We start from the raw sequence: 15,103 nt of genomic DNA, 5'->3' as shown, positions 1-15,103 counted from the left end.
TGCAACAGGCCAGGGCAAGCTTTCGAGGATGAACGCATGGCAGCAACGGGCAGGCAGCGCAGGGCAGGCAGGGCTTCGGCCGGCATCGCGCAGGCCATGGCCGTGCTGGCATTGCTGCTGCCACCGCCGCTGCTGGCACAGAGCTACCCGAACCCGCTCAACAACACCGCCACCGTCACCGCGCCCACCGATGTGGCCGACCCCACGCCCGGCAACAACAGCGCCACCGATACCAATGCCCTGGCGGTGCAGGCGCAGCTGAGCGTCAGCAAGGCCCTGGTCAGCGCGACCCCGGTGGCCGCCGGTGGCGCGGTGCAGTACCGCATCCAGGTCAACAACGCCGGGCCGTCCGCGGCCAGCGGCGTGGGCGTGGTCGATACGGTGTCTTCGCTGCTGACCAACGTCACCTGGAGCTGCCAGCCGACCACCGCCGCGTCGTCGTGCGCCCAGCCCAGCGGCAGCGGCAATGCCGTGAACGTGCTGGTCAACGTCGGCGTGGGTGACAGCGTGGTGCTGCTGGTGAATGGCACCGCACCTGCCGCCACCCCGGCCACGGTACCGGCCAACACCGTGTCGCTGGTACTGCCCACGGGCACCACCGACCCGACCCCCGGCGACAACACTGCCAGCACGCCAGCGGTGCCGGTGCAGGCCAATGCGCTGGTGGCGGTCAACGACAGCTTCGCCACGCCCCTTTCTTCCACCACCGGTGGCAGCACGCCCACGGTGTTGGGCAACGACATCTTGAACGGCTCCCCGGTGGTGGGCGGCAACCTCATCATTTCACTGCAGAACGCGCCGGCCGGCTTCACCATCAACAGCGCAGGCGTCATCGCGGTGCCGGCCGGTGCCGCTGCGGGCGCAACGTCGATCGGCTACCAGATCTGCGAAAACGCATCGCCGACCAACTGCGCCACCGCCAGCGCCAGCCTGATCATCACGCCCACCGCCGTCGACGACAGCTTCAATGCCCTGGCCGGGGCGGCCACGCTCAGCGGCAACCTGGCCAGCAATGACAACGCACCGGCCGGTGCCACCTACAGCACCTCCGGCACGCCGGTGCCCGGGGCGACCATCAGCAGCACCGGCACCCTGACCTACGCGCCCACCGGGGGCATCACCCAGCCGGCATCGATTCCCTACCAGGTGTGCCTGCCCGCGCCGAATGGCAGTGTCTGTTCCACCGCCACGGCATCGGTGCTGGTCGACGCCAATGTGCTGGTCGCTGTCGATGACACCTTCAGTGCGCCCTTGCTCCCTGGTGCCGGCGGGACGACGCCCACGGTGTTGGGCAACGACACCTACGATGGCAACGCGGTGCCGCAGGCGCAGGTGACGCTCAGCCTGGTGGGTGCGCCCACGGGGTTCTCGATCAACCCCAACGGCACCCTCGTCGTGCCGCCGACCGCTGCCGCCGGCCCGCTGTCGTTGACGTACCGGTTCTGCGACAACGCGGCGCCGGCCAACTGCGCCACTGCCACCGCCACCCTGGTGATCAGCCCGGATGCCGTGGACGACACGGTCAGCACGCCGGGTGGCGGGCGGCCGCTGACCGCCAACCTGGCCGGGAACGACAACTTCCCGAGTGGCTCGGCCTTCAGCCTGGCGACCCAGGCCGCCCGCGGCACTGCCGTGGTCAACGCCGATGGCACCTTCACCTATACCCCCGCCGACGCCAACACCGGGCCGGACAGCTTTACCTACCAGCTCTGCCTGCCGGCCCCCAACGCGACCGTCTGCGACACGGCCACGGTGAACGTGAGCGTGGCCGCCAACCAGCTGGCCGCCGCCGATGATCTGTTCGCCACGCCGCTGCAGCCGGGCACCACCCCCACCAGCCTGCTCGGCAATGACACCCTGAACGGCACGGCGGTGACGCCGGCAGGCGTCAGCCTGACACTGAGCGGTGCACCGGGCAGCATCACCACCAACACCGCCGGCCAGCTGCAGGTAGCGGCAGGCGCTGCAGCGGGGGCCTATGCCTTCACTTACCAGATCTGCGAACTGCCGGGCGGCACCAACTGCGCGACGGCCAATGTGCAGCTGGTGATCGCCCCGGAAGCGGTGGACGACAGCTTCGCCGCGACCGCCGGCGTGGGGTTGGCCGAGACCGTGGCCGGCAACGACAACGTGCCGACCGGCGCAGTGTTCAGCCTGCTGGCGGGCGCGGCCCACGGCACGGTCAGCGTCACGGCCGATGGCAGCTTCAGCTATACCGCGCAGGGCACGTATTCCGGGCCGGACAGCTTCCGCTACCAGGTCTGCCTGCCGGCCCCCAACGGTGGCATCTGCGATGCCGCGACCGTGACCCTGAACGTGGCCGTTGCCGCCGTGGTCGCCGGCAATGACGACTTCACCGCCACGCCCGTGCAGGGCGACGGGGGCGCCACGGCCAGCGTGCTGGCCAACGACACCCTCAATGGCGCGCCGATCACCGCGGCGCAGGCGACGCTGTCGCTGATCAATGCGCCGCCGGCCGGCTTCACCCTCGCGCCCACCGGCGAACTGCAGGTGCCTGCCGGAACGCCGGCCGGCCCGGTGAACCTGACCTACCAGCTGTGCCAGGCGGGTACCGGCAACTGCACCACGGCCAGCATCGCGGTGGTGATCGCGCCGCAGGCGGTGGCCGACAGCTTCACCACGCAGGTCGGGCGTCCGGTCAGCGGCAACGTCGGCGTGAACGATCGCGTCGCCGCCGGCACTACCTATGCGGTCACCGGCACCGCGCCGCAGGGGCTGGTGTTCAATGCCGATGGCAGCTTCACCTACACGCCGCCGGCGCAGTACACCGGCACCACCCCCTTCAGCTACCAGGCCTGCCTGGCTGCCCCGTACAACACCGTCTGCAGTACCGCCACGGCAACCCTCAACGTCAACGCGGGCACCCTGGTCGCCAACGATGATGATTTCCGCGACAGCCTGCTGAACCCGGCCACCGGTGGCACCACCCTCAGCGTGCTGGCCAACGACACCATCAACGGCGCGATTCCGCCTGCGCCGGCCGAGGTGATCCTGAGCCTGCTGGGTGCACCGGCCGGCTACGTACTCAACACCAACGGCACCGTCTCGGTGCCCGGTGGTGCGGCCGCTGGCGCGGTCAGCTTCGGCTACCGCCTGTGCGAGGCGGCGCTGCCGACCAACTGCGATGACGGTGCGGTGCAGCTGCTGCTGGCCCCGGTGGCGGTGAACGACACTGTCAGCACGGCCGTGGGCGTACCGGTCAGTGGCAATGTCGACAGCAACGACAACGTCCCCGCTGGTGCCACCTTCAGCGTGACCGGCACCGTGCCGGCGGGCCTGGTGCTGGCCGCCGGCGGCGGCTTCACCTACACGCCGCCGGCCGGCAGCCAGGGTCCGGTCACCTTCGCTTACCAGGCGTGCCTGCCGGCCCCCAATGCCACCGTGTGCGCGGGGGCGACGGTGACCATCAACGTCAACGCCGGCACCCTGGCCGCGGGCGATGACGATTTCCGCGCGACGCCGATCGGCGCCGGTGGCGGCAGCACCGTGTCGGTGCTGCTCAATGACAGCCTCAACGGGACCCAGCCGCCGGCCTCGGCCGATGTGCTGCTGAGCCTGGTCGGCGCGCCGTCGGGCTTCACGCTGGATGCCAATGGGGTGTTGAACGTCGATGCGGGCGTGCCGTCCGGCGCGCTCACGCTGACCTACCAGCTGTGCGAGACCGCGTTGCCGAGCAACTGCGATTCGGCACAGATCCGCCTGGTGGTCTCGCCGACCGCTGCGGCCGACGTGTTTTCCACACCGGCCGGGCAGCTGCTCTCGGGCAGCGTGGCCAGCAATGACAATGCCCCGGTGGGCGCGGTGTTCACCGTGTCGGGCGCCGCACCGGACGGCCTGCAGCTCGGCCGCGATGGCAATTTCCAGTACACGCCGCCGGCCGGGTTCACCGGGCCGGTGAGCTTCAGCTACCAGGTGTGCCTGCCGGCGCCGGACGGCACGCTGTGCAGCACGGCCGGGGCAACCATCAACGTCAACGCCGGCACCCTGATGGCGATGGACGATGACTTCAGCGGCACGCCGCTGGCACCGGGTGCGAGCACCAGCACCAGCGTGCTGCTCAACGACAGCCTCAATGGCAGCGTGCCGCCGCCGGCCGGCAGCGTGACCCTGACCCTGGTGGGCGCGCCGTCGGGTTATGCGCTCACCGCCGCGGGCCTGTTGCAGGTGCCCGCCAGCGCCGCCGCCGGTGCCACGGTGCTGAACTACCAGGTCTGCGAAACCGCCGCGCCCAGCAACTGCGCCAGTGCCAGCATCCGCCTGGTGGTGACGCCGTCGGCGCAGAACGACAGCTACTCCACTGCCGCCGGCCAGCCGTTGAACGGCAGTGTCGGCGACAACGACAACGTGCCGGCCGGTGCCGTGTTCGCCATCGTCGGCAGCACACCGCCGGGGCTGAGCTTCGGCGGTGGCGGCAGCTTCACCTACGTGCCGCCGGTTGGCGCGGCCAGCCCGGTGACGTTCACCTACCAGGTCTGCCTGCCGGCGCCGAACAGCGCGCTGTGCGCCACGGCCACGGCCGACATCAACATCACCGTGGGCAGCCTGGCGGCCAACGACGATGACTTCAGCAGCGCGCCGGTCAATCCGGTCACCGGTGGCAGCACGCCCTCGGTGCTGCTCAACGATGCGTTGAACGGCAGCACGCCGCCGTCGGCCGCCGATGTGCTGTTGAGCCTGACCGGCGCACCGGCCGGCATCACCCTGAATCCGGATGGCACGGTGAGTGTCGCCGCGGGCGTACCGGCCGGTGGGCGAACGCTGGCCTACCAGCTGTGCGAAGCAGCGGCGCCGGGCAACTGCGCCAACGCAGATCTGCGCCTGGTGGTGGCACCGTCGGCCATTGACGATGCGCTCTCCACGCCAGCCGGCGTGGTCCTGAACAGTTCGGTGGCGGGCAACGACAACGTCGGCAGCGGTGCGCAGTTCAGCGTGGTCGGCGCCCCGCCGGCCGGGCTGGTGTTCAATGCCGATGGCAGCTTCGCCTACACCCCGGCAGCGGGCTTCAGCGGCGCGGTCACCTTCACTTACCAGGCCTGCCTGCCTGCGCCCGACAGCGCCCTCTGCGCCACGGCCACGGCCACGCTCAACGTCAACAGCGGCACCCTGGTCGCGGTGGACGACAGCATCGCCGCGCCGGTCGCCGGCGGCACCGCCACGCCCAGCGTGCTGGGCAACGACACGCTCAACGGTGCGACGCCGCTGGCAGATGAGGTGGTGCTGAGCCTGGTCGGCGCGCCGTCCGGTTTCTCGATCGCCGCCGATGGCACGATCGCGGTCGCCACCGGCACCGCATCGGGCGCGGTCTCGCTGACCTACCAGGTCTGCGAAGCGGCGGCGACCACCAACTGCGCCACCGCCAACGTGGCCCTGGTGGTCGCGCCCGCGCCGGCCAACGATGCCTTCGCCGTGCAGGCGGGGCTGACCGTCACCGCCACTGTCGCCAGCAACGACGGCATGCCGGTGGGTTCGACCTTCGCCGTGCAGGGCACGCCGCCGGCCGGGGTGACCTTCAACGCCGATGGCAGCTTCACCTATGCACCGCCGGCCGGCACCACCAGCCCGGCCAGCTTCGTCTACCAGGCCTGCCTGCCCGCACCGAACACCGCGGTGTGCGCGACGGCCACGGTCACGTTGAACATCAACAACGGCGCCCTGCTGGCCAACGACGACAGTTTCGGTGCGATCGCGCCGGGCGGCACCACGGCCAGCGTGCTGGCCAACGACACCCTCAATGGCCTCAGTCCGCCGGCACCGGCCAACGTGGCGCTGTCGCTGGTGGGCGCGCCGGCGGGTTTCAGCATCTCCCCCACCGGCGCGGTGTCCGTGCCGGCCGATGCCGCCAGTGGCGCCACCACGCTGACCTACCAGGTCTGCGAAACGGCGGCCGCCAACAACTGCGCCACCGCCAGCATCGCGCTGGTGGTGCGGCCAACGCCGGTGAACGACACGATCAGCGTGCAGGCCGGCCAGGCCAACACCGGCAATGTCGCCGGCAATGACGCCATGCCAGCCGGTTCCAGCTGGAGCGTGCCATCGCCGCCGCAGGGCCTGGTGTTCAACGCCAACGGCAGCTTCACCTACACCCCGCCGGCCGGCACCCTGGGCGCCGTCACCTTCAGCTACCAGGCCTGCCTGCCCGCGCCGGATGCCGCGGTGTGCGGCACCGCCACGGCAACCCTCGACATCGCCGTGAATGCCATCGTCGCCAACGATGATGCCTTCGCCGCGCCGCTGATCGCAGGCTCGGTCACCCCCAGCGTGCTGGCCAACGACGTCCTCAACGGTGTCACTCCGCCGCCATCGGCCGCCGTGCAGTTGCTGCTGGTGGCCGCGCCGGCCGGGTTCGTCATCAACAACGACGGCAGCGTGCAGATTCCAGCCAGCGCTGCTGCCGGCGCGACCTCGCTCACCTACCAGCTGTGCGAAACCGCTTCGCCCACCAACTGCGCCACCGCGGCCATCACCTTCGTGGTGACACCAGCGCCGCAGGCCGATGCGTTCGCCGTGCAGGCCGGTGCCAGCCTGACCGGTGCCAGCGTGGCGACCAACGACGCGATGCCGGCAGGCGCCAGCTGGGCGGTGCAGGGCACCCCGCCGGCCGGCCTGGCGTTCAACGCCGATGGCAGCTTCAGCTACACGCCGCCGGTGGGTACCACCGGTGCGGTCACCTTCAGCTACCAGGCCTGCCTGCCCGCGCCGAACGCCACGGTGTGCGGTACCGCTACGGCCACCATCAACGTCAACACCGGTACCTTGGTGGCTGCCAACGACAGCTACAGCGGCATCGCCGAAGGCGGCACCACGCCCAGCGTGCTGGCCAACGACAGCCTCAACGGCACGACACCGCCGGCGCCCGCCAGCGTGCAGCTCAGCCTGGTCGGTGCACCGGCCGGTTTCGTCATCAATCCGGACGGCAGCATCGCCGTGCCGACGGGGGTGCGGTCCGGCGCGACCACGCTCACCTACCAGATCTGCGAAACCGCCGTGCCGGGCAACTGCGATACCGCTACCGTGGCCCTGGTCATCGCACCGTCGCCGCAGGCCGATGCGTATTCGCTGCAGGCCGCTGGCACGATCAGCAATGGCAACGTTGCCGCCAACGACAACCTGCCGGCCGGCGCGCAGTTCACCGTGCAGGGTCCCGCGCCTGCCGGCCTGGTCTTCAACGCCGATGGCACCTTCACCTATACCGCGCCGGCCAATACCCCCAGCCCGGTGACCTTCACCTACCAGGCTTGCCTGCCCGCGCCGGATGCTGCCCTGTGCGGCTCCGCCACGGTGACGCTCAACATCAACGATGGCACCCTGCTGGCCCTCGATGACAGCTTCACGGTTGCGCCGGGTGGCAGCGCCGGTACCAGCGTGCTGGCCAACGACTCGCTCAATGGCGTTTCGCCGCCGGCCGCCGGGACTGTCCTGGTCAGCCTGGTGGGCGCACCGGCCGGCGTCGTGCTCGGCACGGATGGCGTGCTTACCGTGCCCACCGGCATCGTCTCCGGCCCGCTGACGCTGACCTACCAGGCCTGCGAAGCGGCAGCGGCCGGCAACTGCGACACCGCCAGCATCGCGCTGGTGATCCTGCCCGCACCGCAGAACGATGCCTTCAACGTGCAGGCCGGGCAGGTGCTGTCGGCCAACGTGGCCGGCAACGATACGATGCCGGCCGGTTCCAGCTGGGCGCTGCAGGGGACTGCACCGGCCGGCCTGCAGTTCAATGCCGATGGCAGCTTCAGCTATACCCCGCCCAGCGGTACCACCGGCCCGGTCACCTTCAGCTACCAGGCGTGCCTGGCCGCGCCGAACGGCGCGCTGTGCGGCACCGCCCAGGTGACGCTGAACGTGGCCAACGGCACCCTGCTGGCCGGTGACGACACGCTGGCCGGCATCGCCCCGGGCGGTACCTCGGCGGCCAGCGTGCTGGCCAACGATTCGCTCAATGGCGTCAGCCCGCCCGCGCCGGGCGACGTGGTGCTGAGCCTGGTCGGTGCCCCGGCCGCGTTCACCCTCAACCCGAACGGCACCATCAGCGCCGGCAGCGGTGCGATGTCCGGCCCGACCACGCTGACCTACCAGATCTGCGAAGCCGTGGCGCCCGCCAACTGCGCCAATGCCAGCGTCACCGTGGTGGTCAACCCGGCGCCGCAGGACGATGCCGCCGCCGTGCAGGTGGGGCAGAGCCTCAATGCCAGCGTGGCCGGCAACGACAACATGCCGGTCGGTTCCAGCTGGAGCCTGCCGGGTACGCCGCCGGCCGGCTTCAGCTTCAACGCCGACGGCAGCTACACCTATGCGCCGCCCGCCGGCACCCGTGGTCCGGTGGTGGTGGCCTACCAGGTCTGCCTGCCGGCACCCAACGCCAACCTGTGCGGCGCCGCCACGCTGACCCTCAACATCAACGACGGGGCGCTGGTGGCTGTGGACGACACCCTGGCCGGCATCGCCCCGGGCACCACCTCCGGGGCCAGTGTGCTGGCCAATGATTCGCTCAACGGCACCACGCCGCCGGCACCGGCCTTGGTGGTGCTGAGCCTGGTGGGCGCCCCGGCCGGTTACGCGATCACCGCCGATGGCACCCTCAGCGTGCCATCCACCGCGGTGGCCGGTCCGCTCACGCTGACCTACCAGATCTGCGAAGCCGCCGCCGCCAACAACTGCGACACCGCCAGCGTCACCGTGGTGGTCAGTCCGGTGCCACAGCCGGATGCGTTCGCCGTGCAGGTCGGGCAGACTCTGTCGGCCAGCGTGGCCGGCAACGACAACGTGCCGCCCGGCGCGCAGTACAGCGTGCAGGGCACCGCACCGGACGGCCTGGTGCTGACCGCCACCGGCGCCTTCACCTATACGCCGCCGCCGGGCCGGCTGGGCCTGGTCACCTTCAATTACCAGGCCTGCCTGCCGGCACCGAATGCCGCGGTGTGTGGCGTCACCACCGCCAGCATCAGCGTCAACAACGGCACCCTGGTGGCCGGCGATGACACCTTCAGCAACATCGCGCCGGGCAGCACGGTGGGGACCAGCGTGCTGGCCAATGATTCGCTCAACAGCGTGTCGCCGCCGCCGGCGACGTCGGTGACGTTGTCGCTGGTGGGTGCCCCGTCGGGCTTCTCGATCAGTGCCGATGGCCTGCTCACGGTCGGGACCGGCGTGCTGTCCGGGCCGACCACGCTGACCTACCAGATCTGCGAAGCGGCCTCGCCGGCCAACTGCGACACCGCCAGCGTGCTGGTGGTGGTCAGCCCGGCGCCGCAGGCCGATGCGTTCGCCGTGCAGGCCGGGCAGACGCTGGCCAACAGCGTGGCCGGCAACGACAACATGCCGGTCGGTTCGACCTACAGCGTGCAGGGCACGGCCCCGGCCGGGTTCGTCTTCAACGCCGATGGCAGCTTCACCTATGCACCGCCGGCCGGCACCGCCGGGCCGATCACGGTGGCCTACCAGGCCTGCCTGCCCGCACCGAACGCGGCGCTGTGCGGCACCGCCACGCTCACCCTGAACATCAACAACGGTGACCTGGTCGCCGGCGATGATGTGATCACCAATGTGGTGGCCGGCGGCACATCGGTGGCCAGCGTACTGGCCAACGACCGCCTCAACGGCGCCAGCCCGGCCCCGGCGGCCGATGTGCGGCTGTCGCTGGTGGGGGCTCCGGTCGGCTTCATCCTGAATCCGGATGGCACGATCAGCATCGGCACCGGCGTGCCGGCCGGCGCCACCGCGCTGACCTACCAGCTCTGCGAAGCGGCGGCCGCCAACAACTGCGATACCGCCAGCGTCACCGTCGTGGTCGGCCCGTCGCCGCAGGCCGATGCGTTCTCGGTGCAGGCCGGGCAGCAGCTGGCCAGCACCGTGTCCGGCAACGACAACATGCCGGCCGGTTCGACCTGGACCGTGCAGGGCACCGCCCCGGCCGGGCTGCGCTTCAACGCCGATGGCAGCTTCACCTACACGCCGCCGGCCGGCACCCTCGGTGCGGTCTCCTTCACCTACCAGACCTGCCTGCCGGCACCGAACGGCAGCGTCTGCGGCAACGCCACGGTCACGCTCAACGTCAACACCGGCACCCTGGTGGCCGGCGATGACAGCTTCAGCAACATCGCCCCGGGCACGGCCACGCCCAGCGTGCTGGGTAACGACTCGCTCAATGGGGTGTCGCCGCCGCCGGCCGCATCGGTGGCGCTGAGCCTGGTGGGGGCGCCCACCGGTTTCGGCATCAATCCCGATGGCACTGTGAGCGTCGGCGCCGGCGTTGTGTCGGGCAGCACCACGCTGACCTACCAGATCTGTGAAGTGGCGGCGTCCAGCAACTGCGCCACCGCCAGCATCACCGTGGTCGTCAGTCCGGTACCGCAGGCCGATGCCTTCAGCGTGCAGGCCGGGCAGTCGGTGAACAACACCGTGGCCGGCAACGACAACCTGCCGGCCGGTTCGAGCTTCAGCGTGCAGGGCGTGACGCCGGCAGGCCTGGTGTTCAACACCGATGGCAGCTTCAGCTACGCACCGCCATCGGGCACCACCGGTGCGGTCAGCTTCACCTACCAGGCCTGCCTGCCGGCGCCGAACGCGGCGCTGTGTGGCACCGCGACGGTCACCTTGAACGTCAACAGCGGCACCCTGCTGGCCGGCAACGACAGCTTCACCGGCATCGCCCCGGGCACGTCCACGCCCAGCGTGCTGGCCAATGATTCGCTCAATGGCGTGTCGCCGCCGGCCGCCGGCAGCATCACCGTAAGCCTGGTCGGTGCTCCGGCCGGCTTCGGCATCGCTGCCGACGGCACGATCAGTGTCGGCACCGGCGTCACCTCCGGCACCACCACGCTGACCTACCAGGTCTGCGAGGCGGCGGCCGCGGGCAATTGCGCCATCGCCACGGTGAACGTGGTGGTCAGCCCGGCACCGCAGGCCGATGCCTTCAGCGTGCAGGCCGGGCAGGTGCTGTCCAACACGGTGGCAGGCAATGACAGCCTGCCGGCCGGTTCGAGCTTCAGCGTGCAGGGTGCCACGCCGCCCGGCCTGGTGTTCAACACCGATGGCAGCTTCACCTACACGCCGCCGGCCGGCACCACCGGCGTCGTCGGCGTCACCTACCAGGCCTGTCTGCCGGCACCGAATGCAGCGCTGTGCGCGACGGCCACGGTCACCTTCAACATCGCCACCGGTACCCTGCTGGCGGCCAATGACAGCTTCGGCGGCATCGCCCCGGGCGGCACCACGCCCAGCGTGCTGGCCAACGATTCACTCAATGGCGTGTCGCCGCCGGCTGCCGGTACGGTGACTCTGGGCCTGGTCGGTGCACCGGCCGGTTTCGCGATCAATGCCGACGGCACGATAAGCATCGGCGGCGGCGTTACCGCCGGTGCCACCACACTGACCTATCGCGTGTGCGAAGCGGCGGCGCCGAGCAACTGCGCCACCGCCACGGTGGCCGTGGTGGTCAGCCCCGTGCCGCAGGCGGACGCCTTCTCGGTGCAGGCCGGGCAGACGCTGTCCAACAGCGTGGCAGGCAATGACGGCATGCCGGCCGGCTCGAGCTGGAGCGTGCAGGGCACTGCGCCCACCGGCCTGGTGTTCAACCCCGATGGCAGCTTCACCTACACGCCACCGGTGGGCACCACCGGTGCGGTCACCTTCACCTACCAGACCTGCCTGCCGGCACCGGATGCGGCGCTGTGTGGCACCGCGTCGGTGACCCTCAACGTCAACACCGGCACACTGCTGGCCGGCGATGACAGCTTCACCGGCATTGCTCCGGGCGGCAGCACGCCCAGCGTGCTGGCCAACGATTCGCTCAACGGTGTCAGCCCGCCGCCGGCGAACGCGGTGACGCTCAGCCTGATCGGTGCGCCGGCCGGCATCGGCATCAATCCGGACGGCACGCTCAGCGTCGGCAGCGGCGTGCCCTCGGGCCCGACCAGCATCACGTATCAGGTCTGCGAGGCAGCCGCGCCCACCAACTGCGCCAATGCCACGGTGAACCTGGTGGTCAGCCCGGCACCGCAGCCGGATGCCTTCAGCGTCCGCGCCGGCCAGGTGCTGGCCAATTCCGTGGCGGGCAACGACAGCATGCCGGCCGGTTCGAGCTGGAGCGTACAGGGCGCAACGCCGCCGGGCCTGGTGTTCAACGCCGACGGCAGCTTCACCTATACGCCGCCGGCCGGCACCCTGGGCGCGGTCACCTTCACCTACCAGGTGTGCCTGCCCGCGCCGAACGCGGCGCTGTGCGGCACGGCCGCGGTCACCCTCAACGTCAACACCGGCACGCTGGTGGCCGGCGATGACAGCTTCAGCGGCATCGCCCCGGGCGGCACCACGCCCAGCGTGCTGGCCAACGATTCGCTCAACGGCGTCTCGCCACCCGCCGCTGGCACCGTCAGCCTCACCCTGGTCGGCGCACCGGCAGGCCTGAGCATCAATCCCGATGGCACGATCAGCATCGGGACCGGGGTGACCTCCGGACCGGCCACGGTCACCTACCAGGTCTGCGAAGTGGCCGCGCCGGGCAACTGTGCCACCGCCAGCGTGACCGTGGTGGTCAGTCCTGCCCCGCAGCCGGATACCTTCAGCGCGCAGGCCGGGCAGACCCTGGCCAACAGCGTGGCCGGCAACGACAACATGCCTGCCGGTTCGGTGTGGAGCGTGCAGGGGGCCACGCCGCCAGGCCTGCTGTTCAACGCTGATGGCAGTTTCACCTACACCCCGCCGGTGGGTACCAGCGGGCCGGTGAGCTTCACTTACCAGGTCTGCCTGCCGGCACCGAACGCAACGCTGTGCAGCACGGCCATGGTGACCTTCAACGTAGGCGGCGCGGCCAACGTGGTGCTGGCGGTGAATGACGACTTCAGCAGTACGCCGGTCGATCCCTCGGTGGGCGGCACCATCGTCCGCTCGGTGCTGGACAATGACAGCTTCAACAACGTGTCGCCGCCGCCGGTGGGCAGCGTGGTCGCCAGCCTGACCGGCAGCACGCCGGGCTACACGATGAACAACCAGGGCCAGATCATGGTGGCCCCGGGTGTGCAGGCCGGGCAGGTGCAGCTGGCCTACCAGCTGTGCGAGAACGGGGTGCCGACCAACTGCACCACCGCCATCGCCACCGTGCTGGTGCAGGGCCCGGTGGGCGCGCTGCTGGCGGTGGATGACACGGGAGGCCCGGTCGGGCCGGACGGCCGTACCCGCCTGCTCAACGTCTTCAGCAACGACACGTTCAACACCGCGCCGCTGGATCCGGCCCAGGTGAGCATCGCGCCGGTCGCCACCAACGCATTGAGCATCAGCAGCGATGGCTGGGTGGATGTTGCCGCCGGCCTGGCGCCTGGCAGCTACAACACCACCTACACGATCTGCCTGCTCAACCAGCCCACCGTGTGCGATACCGGCACCGTGACGGTTGCGGTCACCGCCGGCGAGCCCGGCGTGGATGCCGAAGATGATCGGGTGGAGATGCCGCAGGACGGCGTGATCGAGATCGACGTGCTGGGCAACGACCGCGTCAACGGTACGCCGATCGATCCGGACACCGTGACCGTCAGCATCACCGCGCCGCCCCCGTATGGCACGGCCACGGTACTGCCGCGTGCCCGCATCCGCTTCGCCGCGCTGGCCAACTTCTCCGGCGAGCAGCGCTTCGATTACCAGGTCTGCGACATCGCCGACCCGGCCATGTGCGCCAGCGCCACGGTGACGGTGGTGGTCGATCCGAACGTGCTGACCCTGACCGACGATGCCGTCACCGCGGAGACCTCCGCGCCGCTGGTGATCAACGTGCTGGCCAACGACAGCGCCCGCACGGCGCCGCTGGATCCGGGCTCGCTGCAGATCGCGGTGGCGCCCACGCACGGCAGCGTGGCGTGTGCCAACGGCAGCTGCACGTACACGCCGGCGGCGAATTTCGCTGGCACCGACAGCTTCCGCTACCGCGTCTGTGATGTGTCGATCCCCACCCCGCTGTGTGCCGAGGCCAACGTCGCGGTCACCGTGGCCGGCCAGCAGGCGGTGCTGCGCCTGACCAAGGTAGCCGGCAAGCGCAGTGCGCAGATCGGTGACCTGGTGCGTTACACCGTGACGATCGACAACGTGGGCGAGGTGGATGCCAACGGCGCCACCCTGCTCGATACGCTGCCGCCGGGCTTCACCTTCGTGCGCGGCGGGTTCGCGGTGATCGACGCCGACAACGACGCACGCACCAGCGGGGTGCAGCCCTTGCGCATCGATGGCATCGACGTGGCTGCCGGTGGGCGGGCGACGGTGGTGTACTACCTGCGCGTCGGCGCGGGCACCGGCACCGGTGTGCACACCAACCGGATCACCGCCATCGACGGCGAGAACCGCACGATCGGCAACACGGCCTCGGCCGAGGTGGACATCAGCACCGATCCCTTGCTCGATGAAAGCCTGATCGTGGGCAGCGTCTTCGACGATCGCAACGGCAATGGCATCCAGGATGACGGTGAGCGTGGCATTCCCGGCGTGCGCATCGCAGCGGTGGAAGGCCTGCTGATGGAAACCGATGCCTTCGGCCGCTATCACCTGGTCGGCATTCCGGGCGGCGAGGCGCGCGGGCGCAACTTCATCCTCAAGGTGGATCCCTCAACGCTGCCGGCCGGGGTACGCTTCACCACGCCCAACCCGCTGGTGCGCCGTATCACTCCGGGGCTACCGGTGCGCTTCGATTTCGGTGTGCGCATGCCTGACGGTGCATTGAGCACGACTGCCTCGGCCCCGGCTGCGCCCGCAACGGCATCGCGACCGGCGCGGATTGAACTCGGCGACGCCTTGTTTGCCACGGGCAGTGCGCAGCTGGGAGCAGACCGTGCGCCGGTGATCGACACCGCTGCCCGGGCGTTGTCGACGCGCGGAGGCGGGCGCCTGCAGCTCAGCGTGGGCGCCGGCGCCGGGCAGGAGGCACTTGCCCTGCAACGTGCGCAGGCGCTGCGCCAGGCACTGCGAGCGCAGCTGTCCGGGCCAATCGCCGCGGCAACCACGATCGAGGTGCTGGGCGCCGACGGACGCGTGCTGCACCGCCTGCGCCTGGACGATCCCCCCGAGCCTGCCAGTCCCGGCCGCGCGGCCGGGGAGGGGCGCTGAC

Annotated in this window: 1 protein-coding gene; it reads left to right on the top strand. The window is 70.4% G+C overall.

The window, feature by feature from the left end:
- Positions 1 to 36: 36 nt before the first annotated feature.
- Positions 37 to 15,102, top strand: coding sequence for an Ig-like domain-containing protein (locus PV764_RS15705; RefSeq protein WP_421117064.1), 15,066 nt, complete (start codon positions 37 to 39; stop codon positions 15,100 to 15,102).
- Position 15,103: the final 1 nt, after the last annotated feature.

It is taken from the genome of Stenotrophomonas sp. AS1 (assembly GCF_048957655.1).
Lineage (GTDB): Bacteria > Pseudomonadota > Gammaproteobacteria > Xanthomonadales > Xanthomonadaceae > Stenotrophomonas > Stenotrophomonas bentonitica_A.
This window is presented reverse-complemented; position numbering and strand designations above follow the sequence as displayed.

Bases quoted from the DNA above. Each gene is read 5' to 3' on its own strand.
- PV764_RS15705 (WP_421117064.1), top strand. From the start codon at position 37: ATGGCAGCAACGGGCAGGCAGCGCAGGGCAGGCAGGGCTTCGGCCGGC.